The 24,751-nt window shown below is 68.5% G+C and carries 19 protein-coding genes; 11 read left to right on the top strand and 8 right to left on the bottom strand.

Annotated elements, in window-relative coordinates; translation table 11 throughout:
- Positions 1–64: 64 nt before the first annotated feature.
- Positions 65–907 carry a hypothetical protein gene (locus tag ABDZ81_RS12420; protein ID WP_343774303.1) on the bottom strand — a complete coding sequence of 281 codons (843 nt, stop codon included), beginning with the start codon at positions 905–907 and terminating at the stop codon, positions 65–67.
- Between the two features lie 142 nt (positions 908–1,049).
- Here ABDZ81_RS12420 and ABDZ81_RS12415 point away from each other — a divergent pair, with 142 nt between their 5' ends.
- From ABDZ81_RS12415 to ABDZ81_RS12405, 3 genes are all read left to right on the top strand, one after another.
- The gene (locus ABDZ81_RS12415) at positions 1,050–1,346 is read left to right on the top strand and encodes a YuzB family protein (protein ID WP_343774302.1); all 297 of its coding nucleotides are present in this window, start codon (positions 1,050–1,052) and stop codon (positions 1,344–1,346) included.
- The gene (locus ABDZ81_RS12410; RefSeq protein WP_343774301.1) at positions 1,343–2,911 is read left to right on the top strand and encodes a sulfatase family protein; all 1,569 of its coding nucleotides are present in this window, start codon (positions 1,343–1,345) and stop codon (positions 2,909–2,911) included. The genes ABDZ81_RS12415 and ABDZ81_RS12410 overlap by 4 nt, the downstream gene beginning before the upstream one ends.
- 162 nt (positions 2,912–3,073) lie before the next feature.
- Entirely contained in the window at positions 3,074–4,531 is a 1,458-nt protein-coding gene (locus tag ABDZ81_RS12405) for a sulfatase family protein (RefSeq protein WP_343774300.1), read from the top strand.
- Between the two features lie 45 nt (positions 4,532–4,576).
- Here ABDZ81_RS12405 and ABDZ81_RS12400 read toward each other — a convergent pair whose 3' ends face one another.
- On the bottom strand, positions 4,577–7,528 hold the full coding sequence (locus ABDZ81_RS12400; RefSeq protein WP_343774299.1) for a DEAD/DEAH box helicase: 2,952 nt from the start codon (positions 7,526–7,528) through the stop codon (positions 4,577–4,579).
- A gap of 259 nt (positions 7,529–7,787) precedes the next feature.
- Between ABDZ81_RS12400 and ABDZ81_RS12395 the strand changes: the two genes are divergently transcribed.
- A complete protein-coding gene (locus ABDZ81_RS12395; protein WP_343774298.1) occupies positions 7,788–8,516 on the top strand; it encodes a CAP domain-containing protein in 729 nt (242 codons plus the stop codon).
- A 30-nt stretch (positions 8,517–8,546) separates the two neighbouring features.
- Here the strand turns inward: ABDZ81_RS12395 and ABDZ81_RS12390 are convergent, their stop codons facing one another.
- From ABDZ81_RS12390 to ABDZ81_RS12365, 6 genes are all read right to left on the bottom strand, one after another.
- Complete coding sequence (locus tag ABDZ81_RS12390) at positions 8,547–8,687, bottom strand: rubrerythrin-like domain-containing protein (RefSeq protein WP_343774297.1); 141 nt, start codon at positions 8,685–8,687, stop codon at positions 8,547–8,549.
- Positions 8,688–8,785: 98 nt separating this feature from the next.
- On the bottom strand, positions 8,786–9,535 hold the full coding sequence (locus tag ABDZ81_RS12385) for a metallophosphoesterase (protein ID WP_343774296.1): 750 nt from the start codon (positions 9,533–9,535) through the stop codon (positions 8,786–8,788).
- Positions 9,535–11,412, bottom strand: coding sequence for an RPA family protein (locus tag ABDZ81_RS12380; RefSeq protein WP_343774295.1), 1,878 nt, complete (start codon positions 11,410–11,412; stop codon positions 9,535–9,537). Before ABDZ81_RS12380 ends, ABDZ81_RS12385 begins: the two co-directional genes overlap by 1 nt.
- Complete coding sequence (locus ABDZ81_RS12375) at positions 11,409–12,683, bottom strand: Single-stranded DNA binding protein (RefSeq protein WP_343774294.1); 1,275 nt, start codon at positions 12,681–12,683, stop codon at positions 11,409–11,411. Before ABDZ81_RS12375 ends, ABDZ81_RS12380 begins: the two co-directional genes overlap by 4 nt.
- Before the next feature lie 129 nt (positions 12,684–12,812).
- Positions 12,813–14,708 carry an alpha-amylase domain-containing protein gene (locus ABDZ81_RS12370; protein WP_343774293.1) on the bottom strand — a complete coding sequence of 632 codons (1,896 nt, stop codon included), beginning with the start codon at positions 14,706–14,708 and terminating at the stop codon, positions 12,813–12,815.
- Positions 14,709–14,992: 284 nt separating this feature from the next.
- Positions 14,993–15,553 (bottom strand): thioredoxin family protein, encoded by a 561-nt coding sequence (locus ABDZ81_RS12365; RefSeq protein WP_343774292.1) that lies wholly within the window; start codon positions 15,551–15,553, stop codon positions 14,993–14,995.
- Between the two features lie 159 nt (positions 15,554–15,712).
- Here ABDZ81_RS12365 and ABDZ81_RS12360 point away from each other — a divergent pair, with 159 nt between their 5' ends.
- The 7 genes from ABDZ81_RS12360 (at position 15,713) to ABDZ81_RS12330 (ending at position 24,739) form a co-directional block, all read left to right on the top strand.
- On the top strand, positions 15,713–16,417 hold the full coding sequence (locus ABDZ81_RS12360) for a halocyanin domain-containing protein (RefSeq protein WP_343774291.1): 705 nt from the start codon (positions 15,713–15,715) through the stop codon (positions 16,415–16,417).
- Between the two features lie 78 nt (positions 16,418–16,495).
- Positions 16,496–17,644 carry an acyl-CoA dehydrogenase family protein gene (locus ABDZ81_RS12355; protein ID WP_343774290.1) on the top strand — a complete coding sequence of 383 codons (1,149 nt, stop codon included), beginning with the start codon at positions 16,496–16,498 and terminating at the stop codon, positions 17,642–17,644.
- Between the two features lie 360 nt (positions 17,645–18,004).
- Positions 18,005–18,757: an ABC transporter ATP-binding protein gene (locus ABDZ81_RS12350; RefSeq protein ID WP_343774332.1), complete on the top strand. Its 753-nt coding sequence runs from the start codon at positions 18,005–18,007 to the stop codon at positions 18,755–18,757.
- A complete protein-coding gene (locus tag ABDZ81_RS12345) occupies positions 18,747–20,015 on the top strand; it encodes an ABC transporter permease (protein ID WP_343774289.1) in 1,269 nt (422 codons plus the stop codon). The genes ABDZ81_RS12350 and ABDZ81_RS12345 overlap by 11 nt, the downstream gene beginning before the upstream one ends.
- A 37-nt stretch (positions 20,016–20,052) precedes the next feature.
- A complete protein-coding gene (locus tag ABDZ81_RS12340; protein WP_343774288.1) occupies positions 20,053–21,279 on the top strand; it encodes an ABC transporter permease in 1,227 nt (408 codons plus the stop codon).
- Positions 21,280–21,355: 76 nt separating this feature from the next.
- Entirely contained in the window at positions 21,356–21,949 is a 594-nt protein-coding gene (locus ABDZ81_RS12335) for an AsnC family transcriptional regulator (RefSeq protein WP_343774287.1), read from the top strand.
- 189 nt (positions 21,950–22,138) lie between these two features.
- Positions 22,139–24,739 (top strand): heavy metal translocating P-type ATPase, encoded by a 2,601-nt coding sequence (locus ABDZ81_RS12330; protein ID WP_343774286.1) that lies wholly within the window; start codon positions 22,139–22,141, stop codon positions 24,737–24,739.
- The last annotated feature ends 12 nt before the right edge of the window (positions 24,740–24,751 follow it).

Raw genomic sequence — 24,751 nt, 5'->3', positions numbered from 1 at the left:
GGAGGTTGCGGACGGCGGCAGCGTCAGTGGCGGTAGCGCACATCGGCGTCGGCAAACGACCGCCTCAGCGAGTTCCCGACTCGTCGCGATCGTCGTCGTCGCTCAGAACACCTTCATCCGAGTCGTCGTCGCTATCCTCGTCGCTCAGCCGTCCTTCGTCGGAATCGTCCCCGACGTCGTCGTCGCTGAGGCGGCGCTCGTCCTCGGGGACTCCCTCGCCGCGCTCATCCCGGCCCGACTCGCGGAGTTCGTCGTCCGTGATCCCCTCTCTGTCATCGTCCCTCGTCCCGGTCGTCCGCTCGTCGTCGGTCAGATCGTCACCCATCGTCGTTTCTGACGCTCCCGTCGGGGCGTCGCTCGTCGGCGTCTCGTCGGTCGTCTCGTCGTCCGGTGTCGTCTCGCCGGGCGCGCTCGTGTCCTCGCTCATCCCCGCGTCGGCGGAACTCGTGCGATCGTCGTCGGTCAGATTCGTCCGGTCGTCCGTCGTCCCGTCGTCCTGGCCTGCCTGACGGAGTTCGTCGTCAGTCAGCCCCTCCTCGCCGTCGGCGGTGCCGGACGTGCGCTCGTCCGTCGATCGATCCTCGCGTACGCCGGACGGGTCCGACTCCGTGTCCGACATGGTCTCGACGCCCTCGGGCTCTTGCTCTTCCGTGGTTTCGAGGTGGATCGCGTTGTCGGTGACGCGCTCGATCCTCGCCTCGTCGATGCGATAGAGCTCGTCGGCGTCGCCCCAGCCGAGCGCCGACTTGATCTGCTCGGTGATCGACGGGTCGGCGTCGACGACGAGCGTGTCGCCCTGAAGGCCCGACACCTCGCCGATGCGCTCGCCGCTGGCGTCGATCACGTCTTTCCCCTCGTCGTCCTCTGTCGGTCGCGTGCGGTCGTCGGTCGGTGTGTCGTCGTTCATTGGCATCCCCCGTCGGAGACGCCGACGCGAACGGGTAAAAAGCCAACTGCAAGATATAGAGCTTACGGACAGGTCAGCGCGGTGAAATCCGCGGTTTGCGGCCACCGTTTAACAGCTGCGGCGTCGAACTGTCGATCGTCCCATGGAACCGACTGTCGAGTGCTGTCTGCGCAACGTCACCCCGGAGTGTCGCACCGCGGCGCGACGGCGAGGGATCGAACTTTCGGTCGCGCCCTGCCGCGAGCGCTGCGACGCCTGTCGGGCCGGGCCGTTCGTGCTCGTCGACGGCGACCTGCGAACGGGCGAGACGTTCGGGTCGCTGCTCGACGATCTCGAAACGGCGAGTTCCGGCGGTGAAGACGCCGACGCGGCGTCGAGCGGGAGCGCCGCGGCGTCTAACGGCGCTGACGCAGAGACTCCTGCGGAGGGCGAGCCGTGACGAACGTCCTCCTCGTCTCGATCGACAGCTTACGCCGGGATTTCCTCGGCGCCTACGCCGACGAACCGCACTGCGTCGACTACGGCGTCGAGACGCCGAACCTCGACCGGTTCGCCGAGCGCGCCGCGACGTTCGACACGCACTACGCCGGCAGCCTGCCGTGTATGCCCGCCCGCCGCGAGTGGCACGCCGGCGTCCAGGAGTTCCTCTGGCGTTCCTGGGGCCCGATCGAGCCCTACGACGACCACCTCGCACGGGTCGCTCGCGACGACGGCGTCCTGACCCAGCTGATCACCGATCACTTCCACTACTTCCAGCACGGCGCCCACGGCTACTACGAGGACTACACCGGCTTCGAGTTCATTCGGGGTCACGAGTACGACGCCTGGCAGACTGCCCCGAAGACCCCCGACGATCGCCTGCTCGATCAGACCGTGGATCGCGAGACCGACCCGCCGGACGGCGTCGGCTACGTCAACCGGTCTGTGTACGCCCGGAACGCCGAGCGCCGGGGCGTCGAGGACGACGAGCGCAACGCGTTCGCGCCGCGGGTGTTCTCGCGGACCGCCGAGTGGCTGCGAGACAACGTCGAGTGGGACCGGTGGCTCTGCTACGTCGACAGCTTCGACGTCCACGAGCCGTTCCACTGTCCGGAACCGTACGCCTCCCTGTACACCGACGAGGATCCCCGCGACCCCGAGCTGGACGTCTGGCCGTACTACGGCCCGGTCGACGAGGGGCAGAGCGAACTCTCCGAGCGCCAGCTCGAGTTCGTCCGCTCGCAGTTCGCCGGCAAAGTCACCATGGCCGACGAGTGGTTCGGGCGCGTGCTCGACGCGTTAGACGACGAGGGACTGTGGGACGACACCGCGGTGATCGTCACGAGCGACCACGGCTTCCTGCTCGGCGAGCACGGCTGGGTCGGGAAGAACGAGCCGCCGGTGTACGACGTGCTCGCGCGGACGCCGCTGCTCGTCTGGCATCCCGACGGCGCGCACAACGGCGAGCGGATCGCGTCGCTCACCTCGGCGGTCGACCTCTACGCGACCGTGCTGGATCTGCTCGGTATCGACGGCGACGCCGCCGATCGGGTCCACAGCCGGAGTCTCCAGCCCCTCCTGTCCGGCGACGCCGACGCCGGCGACCTGCACGCTCACCGCGATCGGGCGCTGTACGGCTACTGGGGATCGGCGGTCAACGTCACCGACGGCGAGTACACCTACCTCCACCCCTGCGACCCGACGGTCGAGAGCCGCTGCCACTCGACCACGATGATGAACGCGCGGGGGTTTCCGCTGCCGACGACGCCCAAGCGGGACGCCGAGGCCGGCGAGTTCGTCCCGCACGCCGACGGTCCCGTCTGGCGGTTCGCGGCCGACAGCTACGCCCAGCTCGACGCGCCGATGCTGTTCGACGTCCGCGAGGACCCGACCCAGGAGACGAACCTCGTCGACGAGCGCGCCGACGAGCGCGAGCGACTGCGCGAGGAGCTGGTTGCGGGCCTCGAGAACCTCGACGCGCCCGAGCACCAGTACGACCGGCTGGACCTTGACCCGCCCGCGTAGCGCGCGTCACGATATCACGCTGCAGCAACCAATCCTCGGTACGCCGGACGGGGCCGAAACCAATCGGCTACAAGCGTCAGTATATATTATAGAACGGGGTGCGAACCTACTTTTCGCCCAATAACTGCTTACAGGGCGTCCGTCGTAGCGCACCTGTAACCTATGCGAGACTCACCGAATATCGCGGTCGTCGTGATGGATACTGCACGGGACAGCGACGTGATATCTTCTACGGCTCCGACGATCGCCGAACTCGGCGAGGCCGGCACCCGCTACACCGAGGCGTTCTCGGCGGCGCCGTGGACCTTGCCGTCCCACGGCTCTCTGTTCACGGGCTCGTACCCCTCTAAGCACGGGGCGTACTCGGGCCACGAGCACCTCGACGACGCGCTGCCGACGCTGCCCGAACTGCTCGGGGACGCCGGCTACGAGACGTTCGGCGTCACCAACAACACCTGGATCACCGACGAGTTCGGTTTCGGGCGCGGCTTCGACACGCTGCGGAAGGCCTGGCAGTTGCTCCCCGGCGACGGCAACATGCTCTGGGAGATGGTCCAGGTACAGGACGAGGAAAACAGCGAGGGCTTACTGGAGCGAGCGCTGTCGGGTAACCCGATACGCAACGCCGTCAACGCCGCCTACGCCCGCTTCGCGTACGCCAGACGCGACAGCGGCGCCGGGCGGACGGTCGACCTGATCGACGACTGGCTCGGTAGTCGCAGCGGCGACCGTCCCTTCTTCCTGTTCGCGAACTGCATCGAACCGCACCTGGAGTACGAACCGCCCCGCGAATACGCCGAGGAGTTCCTGCCGGACGACGTCAGCTACGCCGACGCGACGGCGCTCGAACAGGACCCCTGGGAGTACCTCGTCGGGAACGTCAACCACTCCAGCGAGGAGTTCGACGTGCTCCGAGCGCTGTACCGGGCCGAGATCGCCTCGCTCGACGATCGGATCGCCGAACTCCGGGACGCGCTCGTCGCCGCCGGCGAGTGGGAGGACACGATCCTCGTCGTCGTCGGCGACCACGGCGAGAACATCGGCGACCACGGGATGATGGACCACCAGTACTGCCTCTACGACACGCTGCTGCACGTCCCGCTCGTGATCCAGGGTCCCGGCTTCGAGGACGGCGGCGAGGTCGACGATCTGACGAGTCTCGTCGATCTCGCGCCGACGCTGCTGGACGCCGCCGGCGTCGACGCGCCCGACGCCCGCGAGGAGTTCCAGGGTCGATCGGTCCATCCGGACGCCGACGCCGAATCGCGCGAGGAGCTCTACGCCGAGTACATGAACCCCCAGCCCACGATGGCCGCGCTGGAGCGCCAGGTCGGCGAGCTGCCCGAGTACGTCTACCGCTTCGACCGGTCGCTGCGAGCCGTGCGCACGGAAGAGTACAAGTTCATCCGCGGCTCGGACGGCACCAGGGAGCTGTATCACGTCGCGGAGGACTCGGCCGAGCGGTCGAGTCTCGAAAACGAGCGCCCCGAACTGGCTGCGGAACTGGAAGAGCGCCTCGACGAGTGGATCGACTCGTTCGAGCACGCCGAGACGAGCGAGGAAGTGGACATCAGCGGCGCGCGAAAGCAGCAACTCGAGGAACTAGGATACCTGCAGTAGGCGGGTCGATTGCTCCCGGAAACTCCGGCTGGCTACTCGCGAGGTTCAATCCCAGAACGACTGAGTCCGCGCGTACTGGCGTTCCTGTTCCAGAATATCCCGGTAGAACGCGTCCTCGTCCTCGCGGAGCTTGTTGATGATCCGGGCGGCGTTGTGCGGCCCGACGCCGCGGGCCGCCAGCGCGACGACGGCCTGTTTTCCGTGGCTCTGGACGAGGCTACCGGATCGAAACGCCCGCTCGGTCATCTCCTCCTGTTCCTCGTCTTTGTCCTGCGATCGCACCGCTTTCACGACCTCGTCGGCCCAGGGATTCAACGCGGCGATCCGGGTCGAGCCGCACTCGGGACACTTCGGCTGGTCGCGTACCCTGCGCACTGGCTTCGTCGTCTTCCAGTCGGTGCAGTGGAGACACAGCAGGATGACCCGGTCGTTCTGAATGCGCTCGCGAACCGTCTCGATGACGCTCGCGTCGGCGTTCTCGGGCGAGAGCAGTTCCTGCCCCGACGAGCGCCCGCCGGCGCCGATGGGCGTGTGGCCGCCGACGGTCTCGACGTCGAGCTCGCCCGACTGGATCGCTTCGAGCACCTCGCCGGCGGCGTCGACCGCCAGGTCCTCGTGGAACACCTCGCGGACGGCCTCCTCGTAGACCGGCGTGTCCTCCAGCGCGGCGAGCAGCCGGTTCTGCGAGACGCCGGCGTCGCCCTGCCAGCGCTTGATCCGACCGAACTGCTCGGCGACCTGCGCGAGCCGGAACTTCAGCGCGTCCGAGTTCTTGAGACTCAACTCGATGATCGCCTTGACGTGGTCGGGATCGGTCTCCTCCAGTACCTCGACGATCTCCGGCGTCGAGATGCTCGTGGGGACCTCCAGCTCGATCCGATAGGGGTCGACGTCGAGTCCGACCGACGAGCCCGATCGCTGACCGAGCATCGAGGACAGCAGGCGGCCGAGCGTCTCGTTGACCGTGTGGCCCAGACAGGCGTTGACGACCACGGTCCGGCCCTGGCGCTCGATCAGGATTCGGTCGTCGGTCGGCAGCGGCGAGCCCGTCTCGACGTGGCGCCGAACCTGCTCTAAGGCCTCGCTCGCGGTGAACGCGTCGGTCGGGTAGCGGCCGGTGAACTCGCGGGCGACGCTCTCGGCGTCCGCGACGCCGCTCTCGGCCGGCCCCCGAGAGAACTGCGGTCCGGCGACCCGGCGCATCTCGCCGACCTCGCCGGCGACCGCTCGCGGGACGGGGATCTCCTGGCCGATCCAGGACGGCACCTCGCCGGCGGGGTCCTCGATCGGCGTGACCTTCACCTCCCCGTCCTCGTCGTCGATGTTCGTGATCCGCCACATCTCGCCGCGCTGGATAAACACCTCGCCGGGCTGGGCGAAGTTGACGACGAACCGCTCGTCGAGCGTGCCGATCTGGCGGCCGCTGGCGACGTCGTTGACCTCGTAGGTCTCCTCGTCGGGAATCATCGAGAGGTTGGCGTACACGTACTGCCAGGTGCCGCCGGTCTTCTCGATCCGGTCGTACTCCTCCTCCAACCAGATCACTCGATTGTCCGCCAGTTCGCGCACGACCTCGCGGAACGTCTCCTCGGGAAGATTGCGGAACGGATAGGCCGCCGTCACGATTTCGTAGGCCTCGCGGGCGCCGATCTCCTCGTGACCCATCGCCAGCGCGACGATCTGGTTCGCGACGGCGTCTAAGCTCCCCTCGTGGATCGGCAGGCGCTCGACCTCGCCGGCCTTCGCGCGCCGGGCGATCGCCAGCGCCTCGAACGTGTCGTCCGGTCGGGTCGTGAGGATCGTCCCGCGCGAGATCTGGTCGCTGCGGTGGCCCGCGCGCCCGACGCGCTGGAGGATCCGGGTGACCTGCCGGGGGCTGGAGTATTGGACGACGTGGTCGACGTGGCCGACGTCGATTCCCAGCTCCATCGAGGAGGTACACAGCAAGGCGTCGATCTCGCCGGCCTTGAACCGGTCCTCGACGTCGATCCGGGCCTCCTTCGAGAGCGACCCGTGGTGGACGCCGACCGAGACGTCGGCGCCGGGCGCGTCCGCCGAGCCGTCGGGGCCGATCGCTTTGAATTGCGAGCCCAGCGCCTCGGCGGTCTGGCGCGTGTTGACAAAGATCAGGGTCGACTCGTTCTCGTCGACGATCTCGGCGATCGCCCGGACGTGGCTGGCGATCTCGGCCGAGGTCATCAGCTGCCCCGAGAGCGTCTCGTCGGCGTCGGTGATCTCGGGCTCTCGCACCGAGAGGTCGATCCGGCTCCCCACGTCGACCTCGCGGATCGCGCAGGGGCGGCCGCCGGTGAGGAAGTCGGCAACTTCCTGGGGATCGCCGACGGTCGCCGAGAGGCCGATCCGCTGGAACGGCCCCGCCACCTCGCGCAGCCGTTCGAGGGCGATCGAGAGCTGGGCGCCGCGCTTCGACGCCGCGAGCTCGTGTACCTCATCGATCACGACGTGGTCGATCGTCGACAGCGCCTCGCGGAGTTTCGATCCGGTAAACATCGCCTGCAGCGTCTCCGGCGTCGTGACGAGCACGTCCGGCGGATCGTTCGCCTGCTTCTGGCGCTGGTAGTCGGTCGTGTCGCCGTGCCGGACGTCGACCGCGACGTCTAACTGCTCGCCCCACCACTCCAGTCGCCCGCGCATGTCGCGGTTCAGCGCGCGCAGCGGCGTGATATAGAGGGCGGCAAACCCCTCGTAGGGATCGGCTTCGGCGTCAGTCCCGTTCGTCGACGTCGCGTCGGCTTCGCGAGCGGCCCCGTTCCGCCGCTCGGCGATGGCGTCGAACACCGGCAACATCGCGGTCTCGGTCTTGCCGGTCCCCGTGGGCGCGATCACCAGCGCGTTCTCGCCGGCCGCGAGCGGCGGGATCGCCCGGCGCTGGGGCTCGGTGGGCGTCTCGAACCCCCGCTCCGACAGCGCCGCGCGAACCTCCGAACCCAGCCGGGCGAACGCCGCCGGATCGGGCGCGACATCCCCCTCTGTCATCGCACGCGGGTAGGAGCGGGACGCGGTTAAGCCATTTGTTCGCCGATGGGCGGCGCGTTACCCCGACGAACGGCCGCTTCTCGCGCTCGGCGTTCGAGGCGATCCGCGCCCCGCTCTCGGGTAACGACCACATACTCAAGGCCGGTTTCGTCGTAGGTCGAGTCGGGATTCCGGGGCGCAGCGAGGCACTCGAGATCGGTCGCCGGCGAGCGGAGCGACTGATCGGCCAGCGGCGCCCCGACCGTCCGCTACCCGCGCTATGACCTCCGACTCCACGGCCGTCCGACTGCTCGCCGCGCCGTTCCGAATCGCGTACCGACTGGTAGCCGCGCTGCTGTCGGTCGTCTTCGGATTGCTGAAACTGCTGCTCGTGGCGGCGCTGTTCGTCGCCGCGGCCGCGTTCGTGCTGCAGGCCGCCGGCGTCGGCGTCGATCCCGGCGCCGTCGGTCTTCCGAGCCCGCTGGACGACGGCGCCGAGGTGGCGCCGGGCGATCCGAACGAGTCGGCGTACACCGACGGGAGCGTCGAGATCGACAGCGAGACCGTCGAGCGACTGGTCCACGAGGAGGTCAACGAGCGCCGAACCGAGCGCGGACTCGAACCGCTGGAGTGGAACCCGACGGTGGCGTCGGTGTCGCGCGCTCACAGCAAGGACATGGCCGATCGAGAGTACTTTTCGCACACCAATCCCGACGGCCAGGGACCGTTCGACAGGTATCGGGAGGTCGCCTCGGGCTGTCGGGCGTACGGCGAGAACATCGCGCTCTCGTGGGTCGGGCGACCGGTCGAGACCGACAGCGGCGCCGTCGAGACCTACGAGAGCGACGAGGAACTGGCCGTGGCGCTGGTCGGCCAGTGGATGAACTCCACGGGCCACCGCGAGAACATGCTCCGCGAGCGCTGGGAGAGCGGCGGCGTCGGCGTCTACATCACCGAGGAGGGCAAGGTGCTGGCCACCCACAACTTCTGCAAAGGGTGGGGGCTGTAAGCGGGCGGACGAGCAGCGGCCGACCGCAGTTTACCACCGACCGACGGCCACGTTTCGAACTGTGCCGCCGCACTCGGGACACTCGCCGACCGACTCGTCGGTCGTCCTGTTGCGACACTCGGTGCACTCGTAGCGCTTCTCCGACGGGCTGTGTGGGTCTGTGAACACCATGTGAGGAGTTGACGAACAACAACGGTTAAGGATTGTCCATAACCAGGGCAAACAAACTAATATTCCCCCATATGTTGCCCGTTCGTGCGATTCTCCTGTCAAATTTCGCCGTACGCCCCGAGCCGCGTCCCGTCCAACAGATACGCCTGCCCGTCGGCCAGCCCTTGCGGGAGAAACGGCGCGAGGAAGTCATCGCCCGCGACGTTGACCCAGGTTCCCCCTACGAGTTCGTTGTACGCGGGAAACGCGATCAGCTCCGGATCGGCCCACTCGACCCCGTCGAGCCGATCCTCGAACGGGCTTCGGTCGAGCGGCCCGCGCAGCCAGACGCGCTCGACGCGACTGCCGCCGACCTCGTCTTCGAGGCGGACACAGGGGTGCTCGTGGCCGACGCAGACCACCTCCGCGCCGAGCACCTCCGGCGCCGGCCAGGTGTGGCCGTGGGCGAAGCCGACGTCGCCGATGCGCACGCCCGCGCCAGCCGCGACGTCGACGCCCTCGATCCACGACTCGATGTCGCCGTCGTGGTTCCCCTTGACGAGCGTGACCGACACGTGCTCGGGCAGCGACTCGACGAGCACCTCGATCTCGCCGCGCTCGGCGCCGCCGGGACCGCCGATCGAGTGCATGAAATCGCCCAGCACCACGAGCCGATCGGCGCCCGTCCGATCGACGAGGTCGAGCGCGCGTTCGCGGCGCTCCTCGGCGCGGCTCTCCAGGTTGATGCCGCGCTCGGATCGAAACGCCGCCTCGACGCCCGCGTGGACGTCCGCGATCACGAGTCCGCGCTCGTCGCCGAGATCTGCGGTCGCGGCCGGTTCGTCCGGGATCGGCTCGACGAGGGCCATCAGATGGGCTTGAGCGTGTCGTCGGTCGGCTCGTAGCAGCGCCCGCCCATCAGGGCCTCCTCGATGGCATCCTCGACGTCGGGCTCGGTCATCCCGGTATCGGCGATCACTTCGTCGATCAGGTCGCCGCGCTCGACGCCGTCGCCGTCGTCCATCTCCCGCATCGTCTCGACGACCACGTCGGTCAGCGAGACGTCGTCCGGGATGTTCGGCTCGTCGGGCTCCGCCGATTCGTCAATCGCCTCGGCGTCGTCGCCCGGTTCGTCGGCCGTTTCAGCGTCGCCAGCCGGTTTCTCGGCCGGTTCGACCTCGCCGGACGCCGCACCAGCGTCTTCAGTTGCCGCTGCAGTCTCGGCTTCCGACACCGGTTCCGCGGCCTCCTCGGCGACCGCCTCGCCCTCGGCGACGGTCTCGTCGGTCTCCGTCACCTCGGCGTCGGACTCGACCGCCTCGTCCGGATCGGGAGTCTCGATGTCTGCTTCACCGGGCTCGGCAACCTCCGTGCCGGTCGAGAACTCGGTGCCGTACTCCTCCTCGATCTCCTCTCGCTCTTCCTCGGAGAACTCGTACATATCGTCGCCGCCGACCGGCGTGTCGGCGGTCTGATCGGCGTCCGCGGTTGTCCCATTCATCTCAACGGACGCGTCTTCCGTCTCGGCGGATGCGTCGTCCGCTTCCGCGTCGGCGCTCGCCGCCGATTCGTCGTCCTCCTCGCCGATGCCGCCGGGCTCGAAGTCGCCGAGGCGGTCGCCGCCCTCGTCGTCTTCCGTTTTGGACTCCGCGGTCGCTTCGGTGTCGGCGCTCGCGTCAACGTCGGCGGTAGCGCTCGTCTCCGGTTCGGTCGGCGCTTCGGCGGAGTCCGACTCGTCAGGAGCGGTCGTTTCCGCCTCGGTCGCCGGTTCATCCGTCGTCGACTCTCCGGAAGAGGTCTCGACGGACGCCGTTGCAGCCGCAGCGTCGGTCGATGTCGGTTTAGCGTCCGCTTCGGTCGACGCCGATTCCGCTTCGCCATCGGTCGACGCCGATTCCGCTTCGGCGTCACTCGACGAAGCTTCCGCGTCGGCCGCCGCGGTTCCGACGCTCGCGGCCGCCGAACCGGCCGTCTCGATCTCCGACACGGCGTCGACGAGGTCGGTCAGCTCTGCGGGGTCGACGCTGCCGTCGCCGTCGCCGGGGCGCACCGCGATCTGGGACGCCTCGTCGCGCTCGCCGGTGACGACCTCCGCGGCCTCGATCGCGAGATCGCGGACCGCTGCGAGGTACTCCGGCGTCGTTCCGTAGTGGTCGATCGCGAGGGCGACGCCGCCGGCGAGCCCGTCGTCGACGCCGCGCTCGCGCAGGTGCTCCGCCAGCTCGTCGCCGCGCTCGGGCTGCTCCAGCGCGGTCGCCATCGTGGCGACGCGTTCGAGGGTCTGTTCGGCGGCCTGAACCGCCCAGCGGTCGCGCGTCTCGGCGTCGACCTCGTTGATGCTCTCGGGCCGGACCGACGTGTACACGCGATCGGAGTCGTCGGGCTGGAAGGTTCGGGCCTTCCCCGTCACGGCGAGGAACGCCGGCGGGTCGGTTCGTTCGAGGAACGCCATCTCGTCGGGCTGGTACTGCCCGGCGTAGACGACGAAGGCGCCGGTCGGGTCGACGATCCGGGCCCGCAGCACGTCCTCGTTGACCTGCTCGATTTCGGTCAGGACGCCGACGGCGAACAGCCGGTTCACCCGGGCGCCCGTCGGCGTCACCACGTAGTTCGGGGCCCGTTCCTCGTCGCTTTCGGAGTGTTCCAGTTCGGCGTCGTCGTACTCCGCCGCGAACAGCCGGTAGGCGACCTCGCGGCGGCCCGCGCCGCTCTGGTCGTCGCCGTTCTCGTCGTCGTTCGCGCTCATGCGTCCACCTCGCTGAGTAGATCAGCGGCGCGGTCCGCGGGGTCGTCCTCGACCTCCGCGAAGCTGCTCGCGTCTAAGTTCGCGCCGTACTCGTCGACCGAGAGATGCCCGCGGACGCGGTACTCCCGGCCGACCACGCGCTCGCGGATCGCGTCCGCGACCACGGTCTGGTCCATCGCCTCGCGAGCCTGCTCGCGGGCGTCCTCCAGGTCGCCGCCGTACACCTGTTCGGTCAGCTCGTCGTCGAGCACGACCGTCACTGTGCCGGTGCCGTCGTCGAGGATCGCCTTGACGCGCAGGTCGTCCTCGCCGTCGACCTCGCCGTGGGTCCGACACTGGCCCTTCTGGATCACGCGACCGCAGTCGGGACAGCGCTGGATCAGCCCCGATCCGTCGCGGATCGAGATGACGTGGCCCACCGTCTCGACGTCGTAGACGCCGCCGGCCTCGACGGCCTCGCGGATCGGCAGTCTGGTGCCGCTCTCGCTGACCTGCACCTCGTCGGCGAGCGCCTCGACCGTCGAGAACTCCGAGACGTTGATCGAGGGGACGCCGCGGTACTCTCGGACGTACGTGTTCTCGATCCGGACCGACGCATCCTCCTCGATCTCGGGGTGGGGATCCCAGTCGGTGAACGGCAGCTTGGCGGTCTCGTCGGCGAGCACGCCGCTGAGGATCTCCGTCTCGCCGTCGCGGCCGTCGATCGTCCGGCGCTCGACCTCCGAGACGCGGACCTCGACGTCCACGCCGCGGTCGCCCGTCTCGATCTCGACGAGGTCGGCGTCGCCGCCGATCTCGTAGGGCACCGCCAGCGTCTCCTCCTCGAAGGCGACGCTGGTCGACTCGCCGAGGTTGAGCTCGGGGCTGCCGTCCCACTCGCGGACGCCGGCGTTGCCGGCGGTGATCGTGTCGCCCGGCGAGAGGCCGAAGTCCTGCCAGGCGGTGTAGTCGATCGTCCCCGACTCGTCGGCCAGCACGCCCTCGAAGATCACCTGGTCCGACCCCTGATAGCGGATCGAGCGCTTCCCGACGTTCAGGACGCGCGCGGTGACCGTGACGTTGCCGTCGGCCGTGGTGATCTCGTCGATGCTGTCCTTGGAGAGCGTGCCGCCGGAGCCGTCGCCGCCGTCGCCGTACTTTCGACGGAGGCTCTGGACGGCCTCGTCGATCGGCACGCTGTACTCGACCAGATTCTCCAGGTCCTCTTTGACCTCCTCTTTGTCAACACCGAGGTCGGAGGCGAGCTCCTCGGCACGTTCGTCTACCGTCATCGTCCGTAGTTGGAGCGGCCCCACTAAAAAGGATTCGCGGGCGGGAACTTCCGACCGGCGCCGACGTCACGCTCGGTTCGCCGGTCGAACCGCCGGGTCGGCGTCCTCACTCGTAGACGCCGTCGGTCGTCAGCCGGAGTAACCGTCCGACCAACCGTTGTGCGTCGGCGAGAGATTCCCATCGGAGTGGTTGCCGCCGGACTCCCAGACGTCACCCGAGCTCCCCGACGGGCCGCGTCGGGTCTTCCACTCGAACGAGCCGGGGTCCTCGATCGACACCTCCCAGATGTCGCCGCTCACGTTCGTGCCCTCGATGCCGCCGCCCCAGTTAGTGAGCGACTCCGTCGAGCCGGTGAAGTACACCGATTCGCCCGACGCCGTCGGGGCCTCGACCTGAATGGTGAGTCCGGTATTGCCCTCGAATCCGTCCGACCATCCGTTGTGAGTCGGCGAGAGGTTGGCTTCGGAGTGGTTGTCGCCGGACTCCCAGACGTCGCCGGAGCCGCCAGCGGGGCCGCGCCGGGTCTTCCACTCCAAGGTGCCCGGATCGTCGATCGTCACTTCCCACGTGTCGCCGCCCGTGTTGGTGCCCTCGACGCCGCCGCCCCAGTTGGTGAGCGACCCCGTCGAGCCGGTGAAGAAGATCGACTCGCCCGAGGCTGTCGGCGCATCGATCTGGAGGGTGACCTGCTCGGTGCCGCCACCGCTCCCGCTCTCGGGGCACTCCGTCGAGTAGACGGCGTAGCCGACCGCGGGCGCCGACACCTGCACGTAGCCGTCGCTGTTGACTTGCGTGTCCGACGAGCTGCCGGTGCAGTCGGTCAGCGTCGTCCCGGACGCCTGGTTCGTCTGGACCCACTCGCTGCGCTGGCTGTTGCCGCGGTTGAGCACGACCAGCCCGTCGCCGCGCTCGAAGACGTACAGCTCGCTGTCGACGTAGCGCGTCGTCGCCGCGCCGGAGAGGACGTTCCGACGGAGCGACAGCAGCGTCGATATTTCCTCGTCGCTGATGCCGATGCGGTGGTTGTACACCCGGGGGTAGCCCTCGTAGGTGAGGATGTAGGCGTACGCCAGCCGCTCGTACTCCGGCGGCGCGCTGTCGTGATTGGAGACGAACGTCATCGCGCTGGTCGGATCCTGATTGACCAGCCCCGCTCCCTCCAGAGCGTTCATGTCGCCGCCGGAGTTGAACACGTCCTCCTTCATCGTGTAGAACAGCGCGTAGTCCGTCACGGACATCCCCGTGTCGGCGTACTGCTGGTTGTACGAGGTCGATCCCTGCAGCACTTCGCCGACCCTGTAGAGGCCGAGCTCGTCGGCCCACTGGTTGGCGTAGTTGCTGAAGAACGATTCGGACATGTGCTTGGCCGCGTCGAACCGGATCCCGTCGACGCCCAGATCGGCGTACTTCTGGAGGTAGTTGTACAGTTCGCCCCGGACGTACGACGAGTCCTGATCGAGGTCGCGCAGGCCGACGAGCCAGCAGTTCTCGACCGACTGCGGATCGTTGTAATCGATCTGGCACTCCGGATGGAGGTCGCGCTCGCTGAACCGCGGGATATCGTCCATCGACACGTGTCGGTCGAACGCGTTGTCGCCGGCAGCGAGATGGTTCATCACGGCGTCGGCGATGACGTCCAGCCCCTGCTCGTGGGCCTCGTCGACCATCGCCTGATACTCGGCCTCGGTGCCGAACTCGCTGTCGAAGTTCGTGAAGTCGATGGGCTGATAGCCCAGCGGGAGGTCGTACGTGTACTCGTCGTTCTGCCGCTCGTACTTGTAGATCCGGCTGAACTGGGCGGGCGGGACCTGAATCGCGTCGTAGCCCGCGTCCGCGACGCCCGAGAGGTTGTTCGTGATCGTGGTCCAGTCCGTGTGATAGTACTGGTAGACGGCGCTATCGCCGATTTCAGCGGCCGCAGAACCGGTCAATGACGATCCCATTGCTGTCCCCGCTGCCAGCGCGCCGAGTCCTTTCAGAACGCTTCGCCGACCGACAGCACTACTGGAGTCGTTGTGATCCATTGTCACAGACAAATTCCAGAAGTAGATGATGATAAATCCCAAGGGTTATTGTTAATGAACAATTTAATAATCGATATAGAATCACCGTAGGCTGACTTTCGTGTTTGTAGATATTACACGAAATATGTGGAGAGGGAAACCGGCAGAGGGGTTGCCGCTCGACTTGCTTCGTGAAACCAGAAGTAAAGTTTCGTCACAGATTCCGCGCTCGTCGAGGCGTCAGGGGCGTTTCGAAGAATTTGCAAAAATTCCGCTCTTTTGCGGGCCGCAATGCTCGCGCGCGCTCAGTCGCGCCACTTGATCGAGCAGCCCTGGGAGCGGAGCCACTCCTGCTCGACGGGCTCACCGGCGAGGATCGTCTCGACCGCATCGCGGACGTAGAACTCGGTCGGCTCCTCGTCGGGATTCAGCGCGTCGTCAAGGCGCCCCTGGTAAACGAGGCGGAACTCGCCGTCCTTCCGGCGGAACAAGAACGGATCTGGCGTACAGACGGCGCCGTACGCGCGAGCGACATCCTGATTCTCGTCCCGGAGGTAGGAGTCGTACGCGATCCGACCTTCGGCAACGTAATCCTGCATCGCCTCGAAGGAGTCGTCGGGGTACTCTTCGGCGTCGTTGGGATTGATCCCGACCACTGCGAGGTCGTCGTACGACGCCGCCAGTTCGTTGAGGTGGTCGAACTTCGCCTGCGCGTACGGACAGTGGTTGCACGTAAACACCACGAGCAGCGCCTCGCAGTCGGCGAACGACGAGGGGGAGTACGTCTCGCCGTCGACGCCGGGCAGTTCGAATTCGGGCGCGGCGTCGCCTGCTTCCAGCGCCGGATCGGACTCTTTCAGAACCATGTCGATCGATTGCGGTGCGACGGAGTTGCCGGTTACGATTCAGGAAGCCGAACGGCATCGCGGACACGGACTCGGTGGCATCCCGGACGCCGGCTCGACGGCGTGCTCCCGGCGAGAGAATTAAAAAATGTATTAGCCGCGGGGCGACAAGGCTCCGGTATGGACGACAGCGACGGCGGTTCACAGTTGACTCGCCGCGGCGCGCTCCGGCGGACGCTGGGCGCCGGCGTCACGCTCGGCGCCGCGAGCGCCGCAGGTAGCGGTTCGGCGCTCGCACAGGAAAACGAATCCGGCAACGAGTCGGGTGGCGACGCCGGAGAAGGTCCCGACTGGGGCGACTGGTTCTCGGACGTCGACAACTACGAGAGCACGCAGGACCTCCGCGGGCAGGACTCGGTCACCGTCGCGGTCGGCGCCGGCAACGGGTTCCTGTTCGACCCGCCGGCGATCTGGGTCGATCCCGGCACGACCGTGACCTGGGAGTGGACCGGCGAGGGCGTCCCCCACAACGTCGTCCACGAGGGCGGCGACGCGTTCGGCAGCGACCTGCTGAGCGAGGAAGGGGCGACGTTCGAGCACACGTTCGAGGAGGACGGACAGTACCGGTACGTCTGCGAACCCCACGTCAGCGTGGGCATGAAGGGCGGCGTCGCGGTCGGCGACGTCTCCGGTCAGGCCGGTGGCGGCGGTGGGACGGAAGAGGGCGGTGAATCACAGGGCTCCGGCGGCATCCCGCCGATGCTCCAGATGCTCGGCGCGGCGTTCGTCGTTGCGTTCCTCTCGCCGCTGCTGTTCGTGCTGTTCCTGTTCAACCGCGGCGGCTCGGGCGGCGGCGCCGGCGGCCAGCGCGAATACAGTCCCTGAGCGCCGGGGGAAACAAATCGTTCGCACCGTGCTAGGCGTTCCCTGAGATATATCGGCGTCGGCGCCTTCCTCGGAGACATGGAACTGCTGGACGAGACCATCGTGCCGGAGCACGCGCGCGACGTCAAACAGGAGGCCCGCGAGTTCGCCGAGGAACACATCGCCCCCAACGCCGAGGAGTACTTCCGAAAGGGCGAGTACCCCCACGACATTCTGGAAGCCGGGCAGGAGGCCGGACTGGTCGCCCAGGACCTCGACGAGGAGCTCGGCGGGCGCGGGCTATCGCTGACCGAGGTGCTCGCGATCGCCGAGGAGTTTTATCGGGCGGACGCCGGCATCGCGCTGACGCTCCAGCTCGCGAGCTTCGGCGCCGAGATCGTCGAGGAGTACGGCAACGAGGAACAGCACGAGGAGTACCTCCGCCCGGTCGCAGAGGGCGACCAGATCACCGGACTCGCGGTGTCGGAACCCGACACCGGCAGCGATCTCGCCGGGATGACGACCCGCGCCGAGAAGGAGGGCGACGAGTACGTCCTCAACGGCGAGAAGTACTGGATCGGCAACGGCGTCGAGGGCGACTGGCTCACCGTCTACGCCCGGACGGGCGACGACGAGGAGAACCGCTACGGCAACCACTCGATGTTCATCGTGCCGACCGACGCCGAGGGGTACGAGGCCGAGCACATCCCCGAGAAGATGGGCTTCAGAGCGTCGAAGCAGGCCCACATCGTCTTCGACGACTGCCGGATCCCCGAGGAGAACCTGATCGGCACTGAGGGCGCCGGCTTCTGGATGCTCGCGGAGTTCTTCAACCACGGTCGCGTCGTCGTCTCGGGCCACGGGCTGGGACTGGCCGCCGCCGCGATCGAGGAGGCCTGGGAGTTCACCCACGGCCGCGAGGAGTTCGGCCGGACGATCAGCGACTTCCAGGCCGTCCAGCACGGGCTGGCGGACATGCGACTGGAGTTCGAGAGCGCTCGCGCGCTCGCGTGGCGCGCCGCCGAGAAGGTCGAGCAGGGCGAGGATCCCGGCCTCTGGGCCGCGATGGCCAAGACGAAGACGACCGAGGTCGCCACGGACTGCGCCGAGCAGGGGATGCAGTTCCACGGCGGCCGCTCGGTGCTGACCGACCGCCGGATCGCTCGCGTCTACCGCGACGTCCGGGTCCCGGTGATCTACGAGGGCGCCAACGAGATCCAGCGCAACCTGATCTACCGGCAGTCCTGAGCGACTCGCGGGTTCGTTTTTCCCGACCGTCACCGTAGACAGCTACCGCCCGACCGGCGTCGACGCCGATTTTCGTCTACAGATAGTGTCCGTGAACCCGACGTTCGGTTGCGACCCGGCCGGACGCACTTCACAGACGGGTACGCGGTTGTACCCAGTTAGAGCGGTACGGGTGCCCGTTTAGCCTGTTTCGTCCCCAACCGTTTGACCGGGAGTTAGGCCGACTCTAGTCGCTCGACCGCGCTCGAATCGCGTGCACAGACCGTCGGGGAGAGAGAGGTTAATCCCGCCGCCGTCCGGATAAGCGCAGAGATACAATGTACGGCGTCGCTCTCGGCTGGAGTGAGTGACTCCGTGAAAATACTCGATCGCTCGGGGCGCGGCCGGTCCGCGTCGTCGGACGAGGGTGAATCGACAGCCGCCGTCCGGCTCGACGACGTCACCCACGAGTACGGAACCGACAGCGGCCGCTTTGGCTCCGGGAACGACCGCACCCTGACGGCGCTGCGGGACGTCTCGCTGGCGGTCCAGCCGGGGACGATCGTCGGGCTGAAAGGACCCAGCGGCAGCGGCAAGTCGACGATCCTGCACGCGGTGTCGGGACTGCTGGTCCCGACCTCCGGGACCGTCGAGTTGCTGGGCACCGATCTCACCGCTCTCTCGGATCGCGAGCGCGTCCGGGTACGACGCGAGCACGTCGGCATCGTCTTTCAGCGCTTCCACCTCCTTCCCTCGCTGACGGCGCGCGCGAACGTCGCGTTGCCGCTCGTGCAGGCCGGCGTCCCGCGATCGAAGCGCCGGGAGCGCGCCGTGGAGCTGCTGGAACAGGTCGGCCTGGGCGACCGGACGACTCACCTGCCGGGCGAACTCAGCGGCGGGGAGCGCCAGCGCGTCGCGATCGCCCGCTCGCTGTCGACGGACCCGGACGTGATCGTCGCCGACGAGCCGACCGGCGAGTTAGACACCGCGACGGGCACGGAGGTCCTCGAACTGCTGACCTCGCTGGGCGACGACCGGGCCGTGCTGGTCGCTTCCCACGACAGCGCGACGCTGGCGATCGCCGACGACGTCGTCCGGCTGCGCGACGGGATGGTGATCGAGGATGCGGGATGACGGCGACAGGCGACGCTCGCGCTGGCGAGGTCTGTTCGGCATCTCGGCGACGCGGCTCTGGAAGCAGGCCACGACGACCCGAACCGGCCGGATGGCGGCGTCGACCGGCGCCGTCGCGCTGACGATCGCGATCCTGCTGGTCGTGACCGGCATCGCGCTGGCGCTCGCGAACGCCGGCGTCGTGTCCCAGGCCGACGCCGAGGCGACCGTGGTGCCCGAACGGGGCGAGACGCTCTCGGACGTCGGCGGCGTCGAACCCGCACAGCTCGGCGCTGCGAACGAGCGCGCCGCGCAGCTCCGCGAGCGCGAGGGCGTCGACCACGCGTCGCCGGTCCTCGTCGAGACGGTTCGACTGGAGAGCGCCGGGGGCGGCGACGGTGACGAATCCGGACTCGTGTTGCTCGTCGGCGTCGTTCCGGACGACGAGGAGCGCACGGTCGCGGGCCTTCCCACCACCGGACTGGAGCCGGGCGATCCCCACTACGCCGACGGCTCGTACGACGGCCCGCGAACGGGCGAGCTGGTGCTCTCGGACGCCGCGGCCGAGCGGCTCGACGCCGCCGAGAACGAGGAGTTCCGCGTCGCCGGCAACCGAACCGCGACCGATCGGACGACGTTCGGCGTCGCCGAGATCGACGCCGCGGCGGGCAACGAGCGCGACGCCGACGTGCCCGTGGCGCTGGTCCACCTGAGCGAGCTCCAGTCGATCTCCGGCGCGAGCGCCGGCGAACTCGCCGATCGGGTGCTGGTGTGGGGCGACGCCGACGCGGCCGCGGCGGCCGGCGAGGACGCCTACCCGAACGCAACCGTCGAGACAGCGGGCGGCACCGATCCCTCGCAGCTGTTCGACGACGGGCTGGCGTTCGCCACCAGCCTGATCGCGCTGGTCGTCGGCGTCGCCATCTGCGCCGCCTTCGTCGCGACGACGATGGGGATCACGGTCAACGAGGACCGCCGGATGCTCGCCGTGCTGGAGGCGATCGGCTTTCCCACTCACAGCAGGCTGGCCGTCGTCGGCGTCTCGACGCTGGTGACGACGCTGCTGGGCGCCGTACTCGGAATCGTCGGCGGCGTGCTGGGCGTGCTCGCCGTGGACGCCGTCGCCGGGGCGACCGTCGCGTCCCGGACTGTCGCAATTGTCCACCCGCTGTTCGTCCCCTACGCGTTCGCCGTCGCCCTCGTCTCGGGACTGGTCGCGGTGCCGTACCCGCTCGTGGTCGCCGCGCGGACGAACGTGCTGGAGGAGGTAGGGCGATGAGCAGTCGTACCATCTTCGTCCGGCGGGAGGTGACGCGGTGAGCGTCCGCGACGCCCTCGTCCGATTCCGGGCGGTTCTCGGACTCGCGTTCGCCCAGCTGCGCCGAGCGCCGGGGCGGACACTCCTGACGGTGCTCGCCGTCGCGCTCGCGGTGCTCTCGGTGACGCTGCTGGCGAGCCTCGGCGCCGGCGTCGTCGATAAGGGCGAGCAGGGGTTAGAGCAGGCCGACCGGGACCTCTGGATCTCGAACGATCCGATCGATCCGGCCGCGAGCGGCACCGAGAACCCGATCGTCGACGCCCACAGCGTGGCGCGGAGCGTCCAGTCGCGAGAGGACGTCCGGGTCGCCCAACCGGTGGCGATGCACGAGGTGTACGTCGGCACCGATCGGTCGGACCTGCAACGGGTGCCGGCGGTCGGCACGAGCCGGACGCACGAGGGGTTCGACTTCGAGAGCGGCGAAGGGTTCGTGCTCGACGAGGAAGACTACGCCGCGGCGACCCCCTACGAGCCGACCCGCGAGGAGATCGTCCTCGACCCGCGGACCGCCGAGTCGCTGGGCGTCGGCGTCGGCGACGCGGTCTACGTCGGTTCCAGCAGGGCGACGCTCCACGAGGCCACCGTCGTCGGCACCTCCGCGCACTACTCGCAGTTCCTCGGCTCGCCGACCGCGACCGTCCCGATCACCGACCTGCAGGCGATGACCGGCACCGCCGGCACGGATCGGGCGACGTTCGTCATGGCCGACACGACGGAGGGCGCCGACCCCGCCGCGGTTCGGGACGAGCTCGCCGCCGAGTACCCCGCCTACGACGTCCGGACGAGCGACCAGCAGGTCGAGAAGCTGCTCCAGGAGCGCACGCTCGTGCTCGCCAGCGGCGTCACGCTGGTCGGCTTCGCCATCCTCGGCGGCGCCGTCCTGACGATCAACCTGTTCGCGCTCGTTGCCTACCAGCAGCGCGACGAGCTGGCGGCGCTGCGCGCGATCGGGCTCTCGCGGGGCGTGCTCGCGGGGACGATCGGCGCCCAGGGGCTGGTCATCGGCGTGCTCGGCGGTATCGTCGGCGTCGCCGCGACGCGTCCGATCGCCGCCGGACTGAATCGCCTCGCCGAGCGCGTCGTCGGCTTCGAGGGGCTCGTACAGCCGTCGGTCGAGATCTACGCCGTCGGCCTCGCGCTCGCGATCGTGCTCGGCGGCCTCGTCGCGCTCGTCACCGGCTGGCAGGCCGGGCGGTACGCCAAGGTCGAGCACCTGCTGGCGTGATCGCGGCGAGGGCCGCGGAGACGCCGAATCGCGACCCCAACACGTTTCGCGCTGGCTTCGCAATCTCATGCCAACAGTGGCACTGGACGAGACCGACGCCGAGATACTGGAACTGCTGATCGAAGACGCCAGCCGATCGTACCGCGAGATCGCCGACCGGGTCGGACTGACGGCGCCGACCGTCTCCGAACGGGTCGAGCGTATGCGCGAGCTCGGCATCGTTGAGCGCTTTACCGTCGCCGTCGACCAGTCGATGCTGGCGACCCAGGACGCCCGGCTCGTGGAGGTCCAGCTCGCGCCGGGCGACGCCGGGACGCTGGCCGACGAGCTCCGCGACGTCGATGTCGTCGAGCACGTCATCCGAACCGAGAGCGGGCGCGTGCTGGCCCACGTCCACGCGGGCGAGCCCGAGGTGCGGCGCCTGTTTGCGGACCTGCTGGAGGGCCGGGACGTGCTCTCCTACGACGTCGGCGGCGTCGTCGAGTCGTCGTGGAACCCGGATCTCCGCAGGGGCGAGTTCGCCATCTCCTGCGTGGAGTGCGGAAAGGAGGTCGACGACGACGGGCTCTCGCTGGAGATCGACGACCGACGGTACTTCGTCTGCTGCGAATCCTGCGAGGAGCTGTTCAGAGAGCGGTACGCCGAGCTGCAGGAAGGGGCTGAAGGCTGAGGGAGCGGCGACCGGCTAGCGCTCGCTGGCGCGCCGTATCCCGGTTCTGTCGGCGTTTCGGACGAGTCCCGCAATCTGGTCGAGTAGCAGTTGCCGAAAACCGACCGACGCTAGATCAGATACGCGCCAAACCCGAAGGTCGTTAGGGGAAACCCGCTTCAAACTACAGCCCCTAGATAGACACAAGTGATGAGTACCGAGACAGCGCACCTGGAGATAACCGGGATGTCGTGCGCGACGTGCTCCTCAACGATCGAGGAGTCCGTCGGCGAGCTTGACGGCGTCGCGTCGGTCAACGCGAACTTCGCGACCGACGAGGGCACCGTCGAGTACGACCCCGAGGAGGTATCGCTGGGCGAAATCTACGAGGCCATCGAATCGGCGGGCTACGAGGCCGAGAGTGCGACCGAGACCGTCGGGATCGCCGGGATGTCCTGTGCCTCCTGCGCGGAAACCAACGAGGAGGCCATCGAGGGCATCCCCGGCGTGATCGACGCCAGCGTCAACTTCGCCACCGACGAGGCGCAGGTCACCTACAACCCCGTCGACGCCGACCTCGACGCCGTGTACGACGCGATCGAGGACGCGGGCTACGAGCCCGATCGACCCCAGGCCGGCGAGGAGGGCGACGGTGAGGGCGGCGAGGAACGCGAAACCGCCGCCGAGCGTGAGCTGGCCCGGCAGCGACGCCTGGTGATCGGCGGCGGCGTGCTCGCGGCGCCGTTCCTGCTGGTGATGGTTCAGATGTTCACCGGCGAGTTCCTCCCGGAGTGGTTCCACTGGGTCGAGTTCGGCCTCGCCTCCGTCCTGATGGCGACGCTGGGTAGGGAGTTCATCGTCGGCGCGTACAAAGCCGCGAAAAATAGCGGCCGAGCGAACATGGACACGCTGGTCGCGGTCGGCTCCTCGACGGCCTACCTGTTCAGCACGGTCGTCCTGTTCGACCTGATCGCCGACGCCGGACTCTACTTCGAGGCCGTCGCGGTGATCCTGTGGTTCATCACGCTGGGCAACTGGCTGGAGGCGCGCTCGAAGGCCCAGGCCAGCGACGCGCTGCGGAAGCTGCTCGAACTGGAGGCCGACGAGGCGACGCTCGTCGAGGACGGCGAGGAGAAGAGCGTTCCCGTCGAGGAAATCGAGGTCGGCGACGTGATGAAGGTCCGGCCGGGCGAGAAGATCCCGACCGACGGCGTCGTCGTCGACGGCCAGAGCGCGGTCGACGAGTCGATGGTCACCGGCGAGTCCGTCCCCGTCGAGAAGGCGGAGGGCGACGAGGTCGTCGGGTCGACGATCAACGAGAACGGCGTGCTGCTCGTCGAGGCGACGCAGGTCGGCGAGGACACCGCGATCCAGCAGATCGTCCAGCGCGTCAAGGAGGCCCAGGCGCGCCAGCCCGACGTCCAGCGGCTGGTCGACACCGTCTCGGCGTACTTCGTCCCGGCGGTGATCGCGAACGCCGTGTTCTGGGCGCTGGTGTGGTTCGCGTTCCCCGAGGCGCTGGCCGGTTTCGTCGACTGGCTGCCGCTCTGGGAGCCCGTGGGCGGCGGCCCCGTCGACGGCACCGTCTCGACCCTCGAGTACTCGATGGTGGTGCTCGCGAGCGCGATCCTGATCGCCTGCCCCTGCGCACTCGGCCTCGCGACGCCCGCGGCGACGATGGTCGGCTCGACGATCAGCGCGACCAACGGCGTCCTGTTCAAGGGTGCGGACGTGCTCGAACGCGTCCGCGGCGTCGACGTCGTCGTGTTCGACAAGACCGGGACGCTGACCCACGGCGACATGCGCCTGACCGACGTGGAGCCGGTGCGGGGCGGCGTCGCGGCCGACGGAGGGGACGGCGACGCGGCTACTGACGGCGGCCTCGTCGAGCAGGAAGCCGACGAGTCCCTCGTGCTCTCGGTCGCCGCCACCGTCGAGTCCGGCTCCGAGCACCCGCTCGCGAAAGCCATCGTCGACGGCGCCGAGGACCGCGGCGTCGACGTCGACGATCCCGAGAACTTCGAGAACGTGCCCGGTCACGGCGTCCGCGCCGAGACGCCGCGCGGCGAGGCGCTGGTGGGGAACCGCAAGCTCATGCGGGACAACGGCGTCGATCCCGACCCCGCTGAGGACACGATGGAGCGCCTGGAGCGCGAGGGCAAGACGGCGATGCTGGTCGCGCTCGACGGCGAACTCATCGGCGTGATCGCGACCGCCGACACGGTCCGCGACAGTGCGAAGGAGACGGTCGCCGAGCTGCACGACCGCGGGCTGGAGACCGTGATGCTCACCGGCGACAACGAGCGGACTGCTCACGCGGTCGCCGAGGAACTGGGCATCGACCCCGAGAACGTGTACGCCGAGGTGCTGCCTGAGGACAAGGCCGACGCCGTCGAGGAAATCCAGGCGGACGGCACTCGGGCGATCATGGTCGGCGACGGCGTCAACGACGCGCCCGCACTCACCGCGGCTCACGTCGGCATCGCGGTCGGCAGCGGCACCGACGTCGCGATCGAGAGCGCAGACGTGACGCTGATGCGCGACGACCCGTCGGACGTGCTGAAGGCGATCCGCATCTCCGAAGCGACGCTGCAGAAGGTGCGCCAGAACCTGTTCTGGGCCTTCGCCTACAACGCGTCGCTGCTCCCGATCGCCTCGCTGGGACTGCTCAACCCCGCGCTCGCGGGGCTGGCGATGACCGGCTCCAGCGTCTCGGTGATGACCAACAGCCTGCTGTTCCGGAAGTACGACCCCCACGAGGACTACGTCCCGGTCGTGCTGAAGCCGCTGCGGCGTCTGCGCGGAAACTGAGCGGAGCGATCG

Origin of the sequence: Natronoarchaeum mannanilyticum, from assembly GCF_039522665.1 — an archaeon.
Lineage (GTDB): Archaea > Halobacteriota > Halobacteria > Halobacteriales > Natronoarchaeaceae > Natronoarchaeum > Natronoarchaeum mannanilyticum.
Note: the sequence above shows the minus strand (reverse complement) of the source record. Positions and strands in the feature narration are given on the sequence as shown.